Origin of the sequence: Candidatus Tenderia electrophaga (assembly GCA_001447805.1) — a bacterium.
GTDB classification, from domain to species: domain Bacteria; phylum Pseudomonadota; class Gammaproteobacteria; order Tenderiales; family Tenderiaceae; genus Tenderia; species Tenderia electrophaga.
The window spans coordinates 1,049,578-1,064,489 of record CP013099.1 but is presented as its reverse complement, the minus strand read 5'-3'; the positions used below and the strand labels follow the sequence as shown (position 1 = coordinate 1,064,489).

The 14,912-nt window shown below is 60.4% G+C and carries 14 protein-coding genes; 3 read left to right on the top strand and 11 right to left on the bottom strand.

The genetic code is table 11. From position 1 onward, the window contains the following. Nucleotides 1-130 precede the first annotated feature (130 nt). The 7 genes from Tel_04935 to Tel_04905 are packed head-to-tail and all read right to left on the bottom strand — an operon-like array spanning nt 131 to nt 5,914. Complete coding sequence (locus tag Tel_04935; protein ALP52542.1) at nt 131-619, bottom strand: hypothetical protein; 489 nt, start codon at nt 617-619, stop codon at nt 131-133. A gap of 19 nt (nt 620-638) precedes the next feature. Continuing rightward, nucleotides 639-1,937, bottom strand: coding sequence for a Ni/Fe hydrogenase subunit alpha (locus tag Tel_04930; GenBank protein ALP52541.1), 1,299 nt, complete (start codon nt 1,935-1,937; stop codon nt 639-641). Beyond that, nucleotides 1,934-2,725, bottom strand: coding sequence for a sulfhydrogenase subunit delta (locus Tel_04925; GenBank protein ID ALP52540.1), 792 nt, complete (start codon nt 2,723-2,725; stop codon nt 1,934-1,936). The genes Tel_04930 and Tel_04925 overlap by 4 nt, the downstream gene beginning before the upstream one ends. Further along, nucleotides 2,712-3,116, bottom strand: a complete 405-nt coding sequence (locus Tel_04920; GenBank protein ID ALP52539.1) for a hypothetical protein — start codon at nt 3,114-3,116, stop codon at nt 2,712-2,714. The genes Tel_04925 and Tel_04920 overlap by 14 nt, the downstream gene beginning before the upstream one ends. A gap of 21 nt (nt 3,117-3,137) precedes the next feature. After that, complete coding sequence (locus Tel_04915) at nt 3,138-3,971, bottom strand: Ni/Fe hydrogenase subunit gamma (protein ID ALP54742.1); 834 nt, start codon at nt 3,969-3,971, stop codon at nt 3,138-3,140. Next, nucleotides 3,964-5,070, bottom strand: coding sequence for a cytochrome C (locus Tel_04910; GenBank protein ALP52538.1), 1,107 nt, complete (start codon nt 5,068-5,070; stop codon nt 3,964-3,966). Before Tel_04910 ends, Tel_04915 begins: the two co-directional genes overlap by 8 nt. Nucleotides 5,071-5,101: 31 nt before the next feature. After that, entirely contained in the window at nt 5,102-5,914 is an 813-nt protein-coding gene (locus Tel_04905; protein ALP54741.1) for a hypothetical protein, read from the bottom strand. 111 nt (nt 5,915-6,025) lie between these two features. On the opposite strand from Tel_04905, the gene Tel_04900 reads away from it, so the two are divergent. Continuing rightward, nucleotides 6,026-6,835 carry a potassium transporter TrkA gene (locus Tel_04900; GenBank protein ID ALP52537.1) on the top strand — a complete coding sequence of 270 codons (810 nt, stop codon included), beginning with the start codon at nt 6,026-6,028 and terminating at the stop codon, nt 6,833-6,835. A gap of 242 nt (nt 6,836-7,077) precedes the next feature. Here Tel_04900 and Tel_04895 read toward each other — a convergent pair whose 3' ends face one another. From Tel_04895 to Tel_04880, 4 genes are all read right to left on the bottom strand, one after another. Further along, entirely contained in the window at nt 7,078-8,769 is a 1,692-nt protein-coding gene (locus Tel_04895; GenBank protein ID ALP52536.1) for a hypothetical protein, read from the bottom strand. Between the two features lie 277 nt (nt 8,770-9,046). Further along, on the bottom strand, nt 9,047-10,150 hold the full coding sequence (locus Tel_04890; GenBank protein ID ALP52535.1) for a quinolinate synthetase: 1,104 nt from the start codon (nt 10,148-10,150) through the stop codon (nt 9,047-9,049). Between the two features lie 201 nt (nt 10,151-10,351). Continuing rightward, nucleotides 10,352-12,130 carry an aspartyl-tRNA synthetase gene (locus tag Tel_04885; protein ALP54740.1) on the bottom strand — a complete coding sequence of 593 codons (1,779 nt, stop codon included), beginning with the start codon at nt 12,128-12,130 and terminating at the stop codon, nt 10,352-10,354. A 163-nt stretch (nt 12,131-12,293) separates the two neighbouring features. Continuing rightward, nucleotides 12,294-12,542: a hypothetical protein gene (locus Tel_04880; GenBank protein ALP52534.1), complete on the bottom strand. Its 249-nt coding sequence runs from the start codon at nt 12,540-12,542 to the stop codon at nt 12,294-12,296. A gap of 156 nt (nt 12,543-12,698) precedes the next feature. On the opposite strand from Tel_04880, the gene Tel_04875 reads away from it, so the two are divergent. Together Tel_04875 and Tel_04870 are read left to right on the top strand one after the other, a co-directional pair. Further along, nucleotides 12,699-12,998: a hypothetical protein gene (locus tag Tel_04875; GenBank protein ID ALP52533.1), complete on the top strand. Its 300-nt coding sequence runs from the start codon at nt 12,699-12,701 to the stop codon at nt 12,996-12,998. A gap of 103 nt (nt 12,999-13,101) precedes the next feature. Next, entirely contained in the window at nt 13,102-14,910 is a 1,809-nt protein-coding gene (locus tag Tel_04870) for a metal ABC transporter permease (GenBank protein ALP52532.1), read from the top strand. The last annotated feature ends 2 nt before the right edge of the window (nt 14,911-14,912 follow it).

The window sequence follows — 14,912 nt, the reverse complement described above, 5'->3', positions numbered from 1 at the left end:
TCACCCAGATTTTAGTCATTGTCAGTTTCATTGCGGCACCTAAAAATTGATAAATCGTCGTGCTTAGCTGTTGCGCGATAAGTTTATCGACGAATCCTCAACATTCTTAAGACAATCCAGCCATAACTGCCTAATTTGTCACATTATGCCCTCTAAGACCAGTGCACAGACGCAAGATGTCGTCTTCCAGCGACAGGACAATCGCGGAAATACATGTCGGCCAATCGTTGGTTTGACTGTTTGTGTCGGGAAAGTCCGCGCCGATGCTGACCCCACACAACGCCAGGCTATCCGGCAATTGATCCAGGGCCGCGGCCAGACTGAGTGCCTGCTGCACCCCGAAGGCGTGACTGGAGGATAGCAGCGGCGCGTTCTGGATGTCATCCAACGAGTAACGTCGCGCGGTGCCGATAGGCAATGTGTCATCCACCACGGCATCGAGCAGCAACACATGGCGGGCATTTTCGAGATAGCGCAATAGTGCCGCCCCCGGACGGTCCAAGGACGCCAGTAGCAACTCGCGCTTGAGAAAAGGACCCAGGCTTGGCGATGCCGTCAGTGCGTCGATCAAACGCCAACCGACATCGTCGGCACCGAAGGGCGAGCCGATGCCCAGCACCCGGATGGGTGGCAATCCCTCAACGCCGTTTGACACGCAGATCGAGAAAGTGGGTGGAGCAGGAGATACAGGGGTCGTAATTGCGCACCACCGTCTCGGCATGCAGGCGCAGGGCGGCGTCGTCATGGTCCAGGCCGAAGGCGTTCAAGCTGTGGTGCAAGTCGGCCTCGATGCGAGCCTGGTTCTGACTGGTGGGCGGCACGATGGTGGCGCTGACGATATCACCGGCGTCATCCAATTCATAGCGATGCCACAACATGCCGCGCGGCGCCTCGGTACAACCATAGCCGACCCCGGCACGGGGGGTCGTTTCCGCATAGGACGTCTCGGGCAGGTAGTAGTTTTGCAAAATCCGTTGCGCTTCGTAGAGGGCGTAGTAGATCTCCACCGCCCGGGCAATGAGACTGTGAAACATGTTGCCGCTGGGCAACTTGATAGCGCATTCGCGCAGCAGTGACTGGACCTCGGCGGGCAATCGCTCATGATTAAGGTTCAAGCGCGCCAGGGGCCCCACCAGGTAGGGCTGAGCGTCGAGGTGGCAATGCAGGGCGGTGGAATGGGGTGCCTGCTGTTCGCGAAAGTGATCCTCGAATTCCTCCAGCGACAGATCGTGACCCGCGTCGCTGACAATCCGGCCCTCGTTCATAGGATATTCATCCTCATGCCGCAGGGCGACACTGGTAAAGGCCTGGGGCATATCGGGCAGGTCCAAGCGCACACTCCAGCGCAGCAGCGCCTCAGCGTCGCCAAGGCGTTCGCGCACCTTGTGCAATAACACCTTGGCGTCGGCCACGGAAGGCGCCTTATAAAAGCCCCCCACCCGCACACCCACCGGGTGTACCGAGCGGCCGCCGAAAAAAGCTACGATGGCGTTACCGATCGCCTGCAAGGCCAGGCCGCGGCGTACTTCGTCGGGATATTGCTTCGCCATTTCGGTAACGCTGTTGAAACCGAGGAAATCGGGCAAGGCCAACAAATGCACGTGCAAGCTGTGACTTTCCAGCCATTCTCCGCAATACAGCAGGCGTCGCATGCTGCGCACCCACGGTCCCGGTTCACAGCCAAAGGCCTGCTCGATGGCATGCACCGCGCTCATCTGGTAGGCCACTGGGCAAATGCCGCAGATACGTGCGACGAAATCCGGCAGTTCATGATAGGCGCGACCTTCGAGAAACTTTTCGAACAGCCGCGGCGGTTCGAAGATGCGCAGCTTCAGTTCGCTGATCGCGCCGTCGCGGATCTCCAGATCGAGGGCGCCTTCGCCCTCCACCCGGGCCAACACCGGCACCTTGATGGACACCTCGCGACGCTCGCTCACGGCTTGTCCGCCCCGGCCTTGCCGGCCGCCGTGGCAAACACGGGCGCATGATTATTGATATGCAGAAAGCGCCGCTCGATGTCGTGCGGCAGCAACCCGAGCCCGGCAAAGCGGCGCGACAAAGCATCCGTATTGGGGTTTTCCGCCGGTCCGTAACAGGCGTAACAGTCACGGCCGAAACGCGGGCACAGCGCACCGCAACCGGTCTGAGTCACCGGCCCCATACAGGGCTTCTGCTGGGCCACCAGCACACAGACGTTGCCTTGGCGTTTGCACTCCATACAAACGCTGTCGTGCTCGATCACCGGGGCCACACCGAACAGCATGGCGCGCACCAGCGATAACAGCTGGCGGCTGTTGATGGGGCAACCCCAAAGTTCGTAATCCACGCGCACATGCGCGGCGATCGGCGTTGAGCTGGCGAGGGTGTCGATGAATTGCGGCGCGGCGTACACCGAGGCCATCCAGGCCGGGGCATCGGCGTGATTGCGCAGCGCCTGCACCCCGCCGGCGGTGGCGCAGGCGCCGATGGTGACCAGATAACGGCTGTTGGCGCGCACTGCCTGGATGCGATCCCGCTCGTCGGGGGTGGTGATACTGCCTTCGACAAAGGCGATGTCGACCTCGGCATCGGCTTGCACCGGCCCCGCTTCGGCGAAGTGGACGATATCGACCAACTCAGCCAAGGTCAACAAGGGCTCGCCCAGATTCAGGAAAGCCAGTTGGCAGCCGTCGCAGGAACTGAATTTATGGACGGCGATTTTGGGTTTGCGCTTAAACGACTTGATAATCGACGCTCACACTGCCGCTGTTGAGAAATTCCTGATTAATGGATGTCATCAGGCCGCTGATCATGCACCCCAGCGACTCGAGGGTCTGATCCAGCCGCGTGCGGGCGACCTCGGTGATAAAGCCCTTCTGCTCGGCCTGCTGCAACTGATGATGTAATTCTTCGACCTCGTCCTTGGCGTCGGACAGATAACGCACGAATTCCAGCGTGCCGCCCCGCTCCACCCCTTCGGCGATGTTGGCCATGATGGCGAAACTGGCGCGTCGCACGCTATTGCGCACGCGATGATCCCCGGCAAAGGCGCCGCGGTTGGTAATGCTGTACACATCCCAGGCCAGTTCGCGCGCCAACTTCCAGGTCTCTTCCTCTTCGAATCGATATTCGTTCATCGCTGTCACTCCCGAGGGCCGTTAAAACCCCGCCACACCAAATATATCGCTTATCTCACGGTATGCAAATACGGGACCGTTTTTGCAGATAAACTGACCGCCGTACTGACAATGGCCGCAATGGCCGACGGCGCATTGCATATTGCGCTCCATGCTCATAAACAGGCTTTCCGGCTGCATCCCCAACTCCAGCAAGCGATTGACCGCGGCGCGCATCATGCCCTCAGGACCGCACATCATGGCCAGACTGCGCTCGGGCGCCAGCGCCACTTCGTCAAACATGGCGATCACCGAGCCTTCACGCCAGGGCCACTGCTTGCCGGCCTTGTCCGCCGCCACGATCACCTGGGTGTCGGGCATGCGGCTCCACAATTTATAGCGCTCGCGCCATAGCAAATCGTCCGAGTGCTTGACGCCCTGCATAATGGTCAAGCGGCCGAAACGTTCGCGCCGGCTGATGATGTAATTGATCACCGACACTACCGGCGCACAGCCCAAGCCGCCGGTGACGATCAACACGTCGCGGCCCTCGGCCTTGCTCAGCGGCCAGCCGCGCCCAAAGGGACCGCGAATGCCAACGCGCTGTCCTTTCTCGACCTGGGCCAGACCGCGCGTCACCCGACCGACGCTGCGAATAGTGTGGTCGTAGAGATGCTCGTCTTCCGGATCCGAGACGATGGAAATCGGCACCTCGCCTACGCCGTAAAGATAGACCATGTTGAACTGCCCCGGCGCGAACTGATAACGCCGGTGCTGCTCCGCGTCGCTGAAGCGCAAGCGTAAAGTAAACACCGTGGGCGATTCCTGAATCCGCTCCACCACTTCGGCCTCGAAAGGCAGATAGGCGTTAGTCATCATCCCGACCTGCAATGGCATTGGCCTCTTCGGTCAGATCGATGCCCACCGGGCACCAGGCGATACAGCGTCCACAGCCTACACAGCCACTGTTACCGAATTGTTGCACCCAGGTGGCCAGTTTGTGGGTCAGCCATTGGCGGTAGCGCTTTTGCGTGTCCTCGCGGATGACCGTGCCGTGGATATAGCTGTGACCATCGGTAAAACAGGAATCCCATTCACGCAGGTGCTCAGTGCTTTGGCCGTCCAGTTGCGGCTGCTCCACTTCTTGGTGACAGAAACAGGTGGGACAAACCATGGTGCAGTTGCCGCAGGAGAGACAGCGCTCAGCCACGTCCTGCCAGCGCGGGTGATCGAGATTCTCGAGCAAGCCGTCCACCACGTTGTGCGGCAGTTTGCGTGTCTGCATCTCAGCCGCACGGATGGCCTGCTGCGCGGCGCTGAAAAACTGGTGATCGCTGGCCCTGTCCAGGGGCAGCCGGGCCAGGATCGCCTCACCGGCGTCTGAACCGGCGTTTATCAAAAAGCCCTCGTCCAGTTCGGACAACAACAGGTCATAGCCTCCTTCCGCCGTGGGGCCGTCACCGGTGGAGGCACAAAAACAGGTCTTTGCCGGATGACTGCAATTTACCGCCACGGTGAACAGCGCCGCGCGCCGGGCGGCGTATTGCTCGTCTCGGTACGCATCCGTAACAAAGACCTTATCCTGCACCGCCATGCCGGCCAGATCGCAACTGCGCACACCGAAGACGGCGGTCTTTTGCGCCTCGGCGTGGGCCTCGACAAACGTGAGTCTGCCATCGGCATCGCGCTCGGCGCGCCACAGGGTTTCACGCGCAGAAAACAGTATAGGCTTGAGCGCCTGCGGACCGTTGGCCCAGGCGAAATAGCGGGATGAATCGGAGGTTTTCAGTTGATAGCCGCCGGGTGACTGCCGGTCGTGCACCCCGCTGGGCAGTTGCGCGGCGCGGCTGAGTTCATCCATGACGATGGCGCCGTCGCGCACCTGGGGGCCGAGACAACGATAACCCGCGCCGGTCAATGCATCGATGAGCGTTTGAAAATTCTCGCGCGCCAGAAAGTGAGCCTGAGTCGCCAATCCCTGTCTCCCGTTGTGCTCTCTTGCGAGTCTACGCGCCCGCCCCCAGCGCTTCAAGCGCGCGTAATTCCGCCGCGCTAAAGCCTGCCTGCAGACGCGCCGCATCGTTGAAGGGGCCGCGTAATTGGCCGGCGAAATAGCGGCTGATCAAATCACGAAACGTCTGTTCCATATCCAGGCCGCGGCGATCGCAAAAATACTTAAACCAGCGTGAACCGATTTCCACATGCCCGATCTCGTCGCGCAGGATAATCTCCAGCGCCGCCACCGATTCCAGATCACCCACCTGACGCAGGCGCTGCATCATGCCCGGCGTCACGTCCAGACCGCGCGCCTCCAACACCCGCGGTACCAGCGCCATGCGCACCATGGGATCGAAAGCCGTTTTTTGCGCCATATCCCAGAGGCCGTTATGGGCGGGAAAATCACCATAGTCATAGCCCAGCTGCTGCAGGCGCTGGCGCAACAATTGGAAGTGATAGGCCTCTTCATCCGCCACGCGCGTCCAGTCCGAATAGAACTGTCGCGGTAAATCACGAAAGCGATACACCGCGTCCCAGGCCAGGTTGATGGCATTGAATTCGATATGGGTGACGGCATGGAGCATGGCGGCACGCCCCGCCGCCGTGCCCAGGCCGCGCCTGGGCACATGTGCGGGTATTACCAACGCCGGCTTGGCCGGACGACCGGGGCTGTCGATAGGCGCAGGCGCAGGCTTGGCGGCCAGCGACAGCTCAGCGTCGCGCCAAGCCTGGACATAGTGCCGCGTCAGCTGCAATTTATCCTCGATAGCGCTGGCGGCCAGACACTCGGCGGCAGCTTCAAACAGTGTTTTTTCAGACATGGTCACATAATTAATCAACGGATATGGGGTATTGTCGCCCATCACCCGCAAGGTCTCCAAACGCAGGCCTGGCGGTTTGATTTGCCGAGCACTTCGTTTCATAGTGTCCCAATGGTTGCCGCAATCTCACTCTTGGTCGTGGTATCGGTATCGATCCTGATTACCCGGATCGCCGCTATCATGCTGGCGCACACCGGGCTGTCGCGGGAAACGGCGCGCTTTCAGGCGCGCTCCGCCTTCACCGGCGCCGGGTTTACCACCGGGGAATCGGAACGCGTGGTGAGCCATCCGGTGCGGCGGCGTATCGTCTTGGTACTGATGTTGTTAGGCAATGCCGGTATTGTCAGCGCTGTCTCCTCGCTCATTCTCACCTTTGTCGACAGCGGCGACGACGGCTCATCGCTGACCCTGCGCATCGTCATGCTCACCCTCGGCCTGGCCATATTGTGGGCCATCGCCACCAGCCCCTGGGTCGATCGCAAGTTGGCGCGACTCATCGACTGGACCCTGCACCGCTACACCCGGCTAGACGTTAAGGACTATGCCAGCCTGCTACAGCTCTCGGGTGACTACCGTGTCATTGAGATCGAAGTTCAATCGGAAGACTGGATGTGTAACAAGACCCTGAGTGAACTGCAATTGCGCGATGAAGGCATCATCGTGCTGGGCATTCAACGCGGCAAGGATACCTACCTGGGCGTGCCGCAGGGCGACACCACCGTCAGCGCCGGGGACATCATGATCGCCTATGGACGCTATGACGCGCTGGAAGAACTGGATGAAAGACGCCGCGGCCGCAGGGGCGAGAAAGAACATAAAAAGGCCAAGGCCGAACAACAAAAGGTCGTCGAGCAACAGGCCGACGAGGATGCCGAGAGCCGCCGCGAACAAGAACAAGACTCGGACAAATCCGAAACCTAGCCCGCATTTCTCACAGGAATCCCGGATGATGGCGAAGAGATTGTGCGTGTGAACGCCGCGCTGGAGTGAAAGTTGTAGCCGTAGCTACAACTTGAATGAAGCGCAAGTTCAGACGTGCAAGATCGAGCCAGGGCCGGGATAAGCTTCGGATCCGTGCATGCTGTTCGGCTATTGCTGCCAACTAATGTTTTAAAAATCAATTTGTTTGTGCTCATTCGCGCTGTTCCTGTGAGAAATGCGGGCTAGCCCCGGCACTCGCCGACGCGCCGGCGCAAGGCCGCCGCCACCCGCTTAATGACCGCCGACCATGGCTGGCCCGGCGCCTGACGAAACAATCTCAGGGTCGGATACCAGGGACTGTCCTCGCGCCCTAACAGCCAACGCCAGTCCGGGCTGTTGTAAAGCATCACCCATGTGGGCCGGCCCAGGGCCCCGGCCAGATGCGCGACCGAGGTGTCGACCGTAATCACCAAATCGAGATTCGTGACGATGGCCGCGGTATCGGAAAAATCCTCGATCTCCGGCCCTAAATCTGTCACTTGCAGCGACACATCGGTTTCGGCCAACTGCCCTGCCGGCGGCCCTTTTTGCAGGCTGTACCAGGCGACGTCCGCCACCTCGCACAAGGGTGCCAGCAAAGAGACATGCAGCGAACGACGCGCGTCCCTGACATTCCCGCCGCCGCCGGACCACACCAGCCCGACCCTGAATGCGTCTCCCGACATCCGCTCACGCCAGCGGCGCTGGCGTGTCGGATCGGCGTGCAGATACGGTACTGCGGCGGGAATATTGTCGAGGCGGCTACCTAAGCGATACGGCAGGCTCATCAGCGGAACAACATAGTCGAACTCGAGCTGCCCGATTTTGCCGGGGTCAATTTGTTCCACCTGTTCCACACCGGGAAGACCGGCCACCAGATCAAGCAATCCGGGAGGGCCGTGGAAACACAGCTGCCCGCCCCGGTCGGCCAGTTGCGGCAGGAAACGACAAAATTGCAGCGTGTCGCCGAAACCCTGTTCGGCGTAGACTAACAGCCGCTTGCCCCGCAGCGGTTCGCCTTGCCATACGGGCCGGAGCGCGCCATAGCCAAACGAATCCCGTTGGCGCCAGGCCGGATCTTGAAGGCGCCATTCGTATTCCGGCCAGCCTTCCTCGAAACGCCCCAGCCCCAGCAACAGTTGCGCCCGACTGAGATGCACGTCCGCCGCGTCCGGCAATTCGGCGAGCGCCCGGTCGAACCACGTGAGAGCCTCTTCATAGCGCTCTTGTTGCGCCAACACACCGCCACTGTTGCACAAAAACGTCTTGCGCTGCTGCGGCGCCAATTCACCGAAGCGTTGGTAACACGCCAGTGCCGCATCGTAGTGTTTGCGCCGCCGCAACAGGTGGCCCTTTTCCAGATGGGCCAAGGCCATGTCGGGTTGCAATTGCAGGGCGCGCGCGATCGGTGCTTCGGCATCGGCGAGCCGACCTTGTTCCCGTAACACCCTGCTGAGCGCCGTGTGCAACTCGGCGCGATTATTATCGAGGGTCAGTCCCTGACGATAGCTTTGCTCCGCCTGCGACAATCGACCCAACTTTTCCAGCGTGACGCCCAGCTCCAGGTAGATCCTTTGGTTGTCGGGCTGCAGGCGCAGTAAGGCGCGCTGGTGGTTTTCGGCCACCGGCCATTGCTCGCGCATGACCGCCAGACGCGCTAGATTGAAATGGGCCTGGGGCAGATCCGGCTGGAGCGCCAGCGCCCGAGTGAAGGCCTGCTGTGCGTTTTCCAACTCGCCCAACATGGCGTTTACCGCGCCGAGCCCCAGCCACGCGGCCGTGTCATGCGGATATTGCTGGCAAAGTCGACTATAGGCCGTGCGTGCCGCCGGCAACTGCTTGTCACGCAACAATCGCTGCGCTTGGTCAATGGTCGGAGGATTGCGCTTTGCCATGGGGGTTGAGGCCCTTTTAGTGATAAAACCCGGTGTGTGGCATGCCGCCACTCTATCATTATACAAACGCAAAAAAGCCGCTTATCGAAGCGGCTTTCTGGATCGGGCTCGGCAGGCCAGACTATTTAGACGTCCACACCTTGTCCGGTATGTCCGAGGCGTTATCCAGCCCCTCCTCGGCATTCTTTTGCAATTCGGCGCATGCCGTGATCAATGATAATGCAGCCAAAAGAGCGAAGCATTTTATTTTGATCACTGGCGCAACTCTTCCATCAGATTATATATTCAAATCCAACATGCGTTGCAACGCCAGGCGCGCCTGCGCGGCAGTCTTTTCCGGCACTTTGATCTGATTCACCACTTTGCCTTCGACCAGGTTTTCCAGGGTCCAAAGCAGGTGCTGTGGGTCAATGCGGAACATCGTGGAACACATGCAGAGGGTCGGCGACATGAAGTGCACGTGGGTACCGCGCGCCTTGTTCTGCTCGGCCAGACGTTTGACCAGGTTGAGTTCGGTGCCGACCAGCCAACGGCTGCCGTCCGGCGATTCATTAATGGTTTTGATAATGAACTCGGTGGAACCGACGTAATCGGACTTCTGACACACCTCGAAGGAAGCCTCCGGATGTGAAATCACCTTGCCATCGGGAAACTTTTTCCGGAAGGCATCGATGTGTTCGGGACGGAACATCTGATGCACGGAGCAAAAGCCCTTCCACAGGATCATCTTCGCATTCTTGATCTGCTCGGCAGTGAGGCCGCCCATGGGCTGATCGAAATCCCATACCACCATGTCATCCAGAGGGATACCCATCTTGTAGGCAGTGTTGCGACCCAGGTGCTGGTCGGGGAAGAACAGGATCTTTTCGCGCCGTTCGAAGGCCCACTCCAACACGTGCCGGGCATTGGTGGAGGTACAGACGATGCCGCCGTGCTCGCCGCAGAAGGATTTCAGATCAGCGGCGGAGTTAATATAGGTCACCGGCGTCACCGTCTGGTCCGGGTCGATCACCTCGGACAGTTCACGCCAGGCGCGCTCCACCTTGGCCAGGTTGGCCATATCGGCCATGGAACAACCGGCCGCCAGATCGGGCAGGATGGCGACCTGGTCCGGACGCGACAGGATGTCCGCCACCTCGGCCATGAAGTGCACGCCGCAAAAGACGATGTACTCGGCCCTGGAGGCCGCCGCCACACGCGACAGCTTGAGCGAATCGCCGCTGGCGTCGGCATGGCGAAACACCTCTTCACGCTGATAGTGATGACCGAGAATCAACAGGCGCTCGCCCAGGACCTCTTTGGCGGCCTGAATGCGGGCCTGACAATCGTCGTCGCTGACCTCTGAAAACCGCTGAATCTTGATTGCTGCTGTCGCTGTCATTACTTCACCGTGAACTCGCTATTACATGTAGGTTGGGGTAAGCGTTTTTCGCGCACCCCAACGCGGCGCCCTGGCCGAACCACCCGACGCTCGGTGGTGCCGGTCGGGGGGCTGTTGGGGTGCGCTGCGCTTACCCCAACCTACCCCATATATTGTGCTTTAGTCCTAATTTGACGGTACAGGTTCAATCTTATAACAGAATCATTCCGTCGCTGCAGGCTGGCGCTGGCGCAGGCCCAGCTCGCGCAGATGCGCAGGGCTGATCTCGGTCGGCGCCGCGGTGAGCGGACAACTGGCGGTCTGGGTCTTGGGAAAGGCCATCACATCGCGGATGGACTGGGCGCCGGTCATCAACATCACCAGCCGGTCCAGGCCGAAGGCAATGCCGCCGTGAGGCGGACAGCCATAGCTCAGCGCCTCGAGCAGGAAGCCGAACTTATCTTTGGCCTCGGCCGCGTCGATGCCGAGCAGCTTGAGCACCTCCTGCTGCATGGCCGGATCGTGGATACGAATAGAGCCGCCGCCCACCTCGGTGCCGTTGAGCACCATGTCGTAGGCGCGCGACAGCGCCTGTTCGGGGTCGGCCGCCACCTGCTCCACACTGCCCACCGGCGCGGTGAAGGGGTGATGCAGGGCGACATAGCGGTTCTCTTTTTCGTCGAACTCGAACATGGGGAAGTCGACCACCCAGAGCGGTTTCCAGCCGTGTTCGATGATGCCGCGGTCATGGCCCAGCTTGACGCGCAACGCGCCCAGGGCCTCGTTGACGATAGTGGCCTTGTCGGCGCCGAAGAAGACCAGGTCGCCGTCCTGGGCACCGGTGCGCTGCATGATGGCGTCGACGACATCGTCCGGCAGGAATTTCAGAATGGGCGATTGCAGCCCCTCGCGTCCCTGAGAAAGATCATTGACCTTAATATAGGCCAGCCCCTTGGCGCCGTAGATGCCGACGAACTTGGTGTAGTCGTCGATCTCCTTGCGCGTCAGTTCGCCGCCCTTGGGCAGACGCAAGGCGGCAATGCGCCCCTTGGGATCGTTGGCCGGGCCGGAGAAGACCTTGAACTCCACCTCTTGCATCAGATCGGTGATGCTCACCAGCTCCAGCGGGATGCGCAGGTCGGGCTTGTCGGAACCGAAACGCTCAATCGCTTCCGCATAGGTCATGCGCGGGAAGGGATGGGGCAGCGCGACTTCCAGCACGTGGGTGAAAATGTCGCGGAACATATCCTCCATCAGATTGGTGATCTGCGCTTCGCTGATGAAGGAGGCCTCGATATCCAGCTGGGTGAATTCGGGCTGACGGTCGGCGCGCAGGTCCTCGTCGCGGAAACAGCGCACCACCTGATAATAACGGTCCATGCCGCTCACCATGAGCAGCTGCTTGAACAGCTGGGGCGACTGCGGCAGGGCGAAAAACTTGCCCTGATGGGTGCGGCTCGGTACTACGTAGTCGCGCGCGCCCTCCGGGGTGGCCTTGGTCAGGAACGGCGTCTCGATCTCCATGAAACCGCGCTGGTCGAGAAAGCTGCGCAGCTGGCGGGTGATCTCGGCGCGGATCTTGAGACGTTGCAGCATCTCGGGACGGCGCAGATCGAGATAGCGATGTTTGAGGCGCACCTCTTCCGAGGCGTCGGTCTCGTCTTCCACCAGGAAGGGCGGCGGCTCGGAGCGATTGAGGATCTCCAGGCTGGAACCGATGATCTCAATCTTGCCGGTGCTCATGTTGGGGTTTTCCGTGCCCTCGGGGCGGAAGCGCACCTTACCCTTGCAGCGCAGCACGTATTCGTTGCGCACCCGCTCCGCCACCTCGAAGACCTTGGGGCTGTCGGGATCGTAGACCACCTGGACAATGCCGTCGCGGTCGCGCAGGTCGACGAAAATCACCCCGCCGTGGTCGCGGCGGCGATGAACCCAACCACAAACCTCTACCTCTTCACCAACCAGGGTCTCGGTGACCTGTCCACAATAGTGGGTGCGCATATTGTTCTGTTCCTTAAAATTATTGGTCTTAGCCAAAACCGCCGCAAGGGCGGGCAATATTACGTTTTTTGGCCCCCGGGGCGCAACTTCGTCCCCTCCCGGCGGCAATAAAAAAGCGGCAGCGAGGGCTCGCTGCCGCGTGTGGGCCTGAATTCAGGCTTGGTTATTCGCAGGCCGGGCAGGCACCCGTGCCGCAGGCGGGCGCAGGCGCCTCTTTTTTGTCATTGCCGCTGTTCTTGAAATCGGTTTGATACCAACCCGAACCCTTGAGCTGGAAGCCGCCGGCCGACATCAGCTTGACCAGCTCGGGCTTGTTACACGCGGGACAATCACTCAACAGCGGATCGCTCATCTTTTGCAGTTTTTCCAACTGATGACCACAGGACTGACATTGATATTCATAAATCGGCATGGCTCGGCTCCATACTCCAAACGGTTGAAAGGCGAGGAATTATACCATTTTTCGGCGCTGTCACGGGGCGCCACGACAAAACGCCTGACTTGACTATTAAACACGAATGATTATCATTTACGTCACCGCTATCAAATCAGCCTGGAGATCGTATTTATGAGCCATGCCATTCATGCCTGGCTGGAACACGGCGAAGCCCGCCTGGGCATCATCGACACCGACACGGGCCGGATCCGTCAGCTGTGGCGCCTGGGCCGGATCGAGCTCGAACCGTCCCAACAGGCGCCTGTCGCAGCGACCCCCGCCGGCACCCAGCAACTGGCGCGCGAGCTGTTCATGATCGGCTGCTGCGAGACCATCGGCCAAGCGCTGCAACACACAACGGTCGCAGATTGCCGGAGCTGCCTTCATCGCGACCACTGTCATTCTCCCCAGCGCGTCGACCAGAAAGTCTAGGCGCCTGTCGGATTTCGGATAAATCGGCTGCGGGGCAGCAGGCTAATTTCCCAACTCTGAGGCGATCTGCTAGCGTGCACGGGTTGAATTCAGGAATCGACCCATGCGCAGTTTCGCCGAGCACGCCCCCGCCGCCCCACGCAATGACTGGCAGACCCTCCGCAGCCTGATCCCCTATCTATGGGAGCACAAACCGCGCGTAATGCTGGCCCTGGTCTGCCTGATGCTGGCCAAGGTCGCCACCGTCACCATGCCCTGGTTTTTGAAACACATTGTCGACCATCTCTCGGCCGAGGATGTAGCCCTGACCCTGCCGTTGACGCTATTGCTCGGCTACGGCGCCATGCGCCTGGCCACCTCCGGCTTCGGCGAGCTGCGCGATGCCATCTTCGCCCGGGTGACCCAGAGCTCCATCCGCCGCGTGGCGCTACAGGTGTTTCGGCATCTGCACCGGCTGTCGCTGCGCTTTCACCTGGAACGCCAGACCGGCGGCGTATCGCGCGACATCGAACGCGGCAGCCGCGGTATCAGTTTTCTGCTCAACTTCATGGTCTTCAATATCCTGCCGACCCTGTTCGAGATCGGCCTGGTCACGCTCATCCTGCTGATCAATTACGATGTCTGGTTCGCGTTGATCACCCTGGCCAGCGTCAGTGTTTACATCGCCTTTTCCCTGCTGGTGACCGAATGGCGCATGCGCTTTCGCCGCACCATGAACGAGTTGGATTCCAAGGCCAACACCCGCGCCATCGACTCCCTACTCAACTACGAAACGGTGAAATACTTCGGCAACGAGGCCTACGAGGCACGGCGCTATGATCAGAACATGGAACACTGGCAGGAGGCGGCCATCAAGAACCAGACCTCCCTCAGCCTGCTCAACTTCGGCCAGGGGTTTATCGTCGCCGGCGGCATGACGGCGTTGCTGATCCTGGCCGCCGACGGCGTGGTCAAGGGCGAGATGACTATCGGCGACCTGGTGCTCATCAACGCCTATCTGTTGCAGCTGTTCATGCCGCTCAATTTTCTCGGTTTCGTCTACCGTGAAATCAAACACTCCCTGGCGGACATGGAGAAGATGTTCAACCTGCTGCGCAACAATCCGGACGTGCAAGACAAAGCCGACGCCCGGCCGCTGCAGATCAGCCGTGGCGAGGTGCGCTTCGAGCATGTGGACTTCGGCTACAACCCCAACCGCCAGATCCTGCACGACGTCAGCTTCGACATTCCCCCCGGCAAGAAGGTGGCGGTGGTGGGCCACAGCGGCGCCGGCAAATCCACCCTGTCGCGCATCCTGTTCCGCTTTTACGAGATCGACGCCGGCCGCATCCTCATCGACGGCCAGGACATCCGCGACGTGACCCAGCAAAGCCTGCGCGCCGCCATCGGTATCGTGCCCCAGGATACGGTGCTGTTCAACGACAGCATTAAATACAACATCCAGTACGGCCGCCCCGATGCCGGCGACGCGGAAATTATCCAAGCCGCCAAGACCGCCCACATTCACGAATTCATCGAATCCCTGCCGGAGGGCTACGACACCACCGTGGGCGAACGCGGCCTGAAGCTCTCCGGCGGCGAAAAGCAGCGCATCGCCATCGCCCGCACCGTGCTTAAAGACCCCCATATCCTGGTCTTCGACGAGGCCACCTCGGCCTTGGATTCAAAATCGGAACAGGCCATTTTGAAGGAGCTAAAAGCAGTGGCCCAGGACCACACCACCCTGGTCATCGCCCACCGCCTTTCCACCGTCATCGACGCCGACCAGATCCTGGTGATGGAACAGGGCCGTATCGTCGAGCGCGGCAGCCATCGCCAGTTGCTCGACCGGGATGAGATCTACGCCCATATGTGGGCCTTGCAACAGCAGGAACAACAGCAAACGCAGTCTGAATTTTCCCCGCCGGAGTGATA

Excerpts from the sequence above, each read along its gene's own strand:
- Tel_04920 (ALP52539.1), bottom strand. The coding sequence starts at position 3,116 with ATGAACGAATATCGATTCGAAGAGGAAGAGACCTGGAAGTTGGCGCGC.
- Tel_04915 (ALP54742.1), bottom strand. The coding sequence starts at position 3,971 with ATGACTAACGCCTATCTGCCTTTCGAGGCCGAAGTGGTGGAGCGGATT.
- Tel_04905 (ALP54741.1), bottom strand. The coding sequence starts at position 5,914 with ATGTCTGAAAAAACACTGTTTGAAGCTGCCGCCGAGTGTCTGGCCGCC.
- Tel_04900 (ALP52537.1), top strand. The coding sequence starts at position 6,026 with ATGGTTGCCGCAATCTCACTCTTGGTCGTGGTATCGGTATCGATCCTG.
- Tel_04895 (ALP52536.1), bottom strand. The coding sequence starts at position 8,769 with ATGGCAAAGCGCAATCCTCCGACCATTGACCAAGCGCAGCGATTGTTG.
- Tel_04890 (ALP52535.1), bottom strand. The coding sequence starts at position 10,150 with ATGACAGCGACAGCAGCAATCAAGATTCAGCGGTTTTCAGAGGTCAGC.
- Tel_04885 (ALP54740.1), bottom strand. The coding sequence starts at position 12,130 with ATGCGCACCCACTATTGTGGACAGGTCACCGAGACCCTGGTTGGTGAA.
- Tel_04880 (ALP52534.1), bottom strand. The coding sequence starts at position 12,542 with ATGCCGATTTATGAATATCAATGTCAGTCCTGTGGTCATCAGTTGGAA.
- Tel_04875 (ALP52533.1), top strand. The coding sequence starts at position 12,699 with ATGAGCCATGCCATTCATGCCTGGCTGGAACACGGCGAAGCCCGCCTG.
- Tel_04870 (ALP52532.1), top strand. The coding sequence starts at position 13,102 with ATGCGCAGTTTCGCCGAGCACGCCCCCGCCGCCCCACGCAATGACTGG.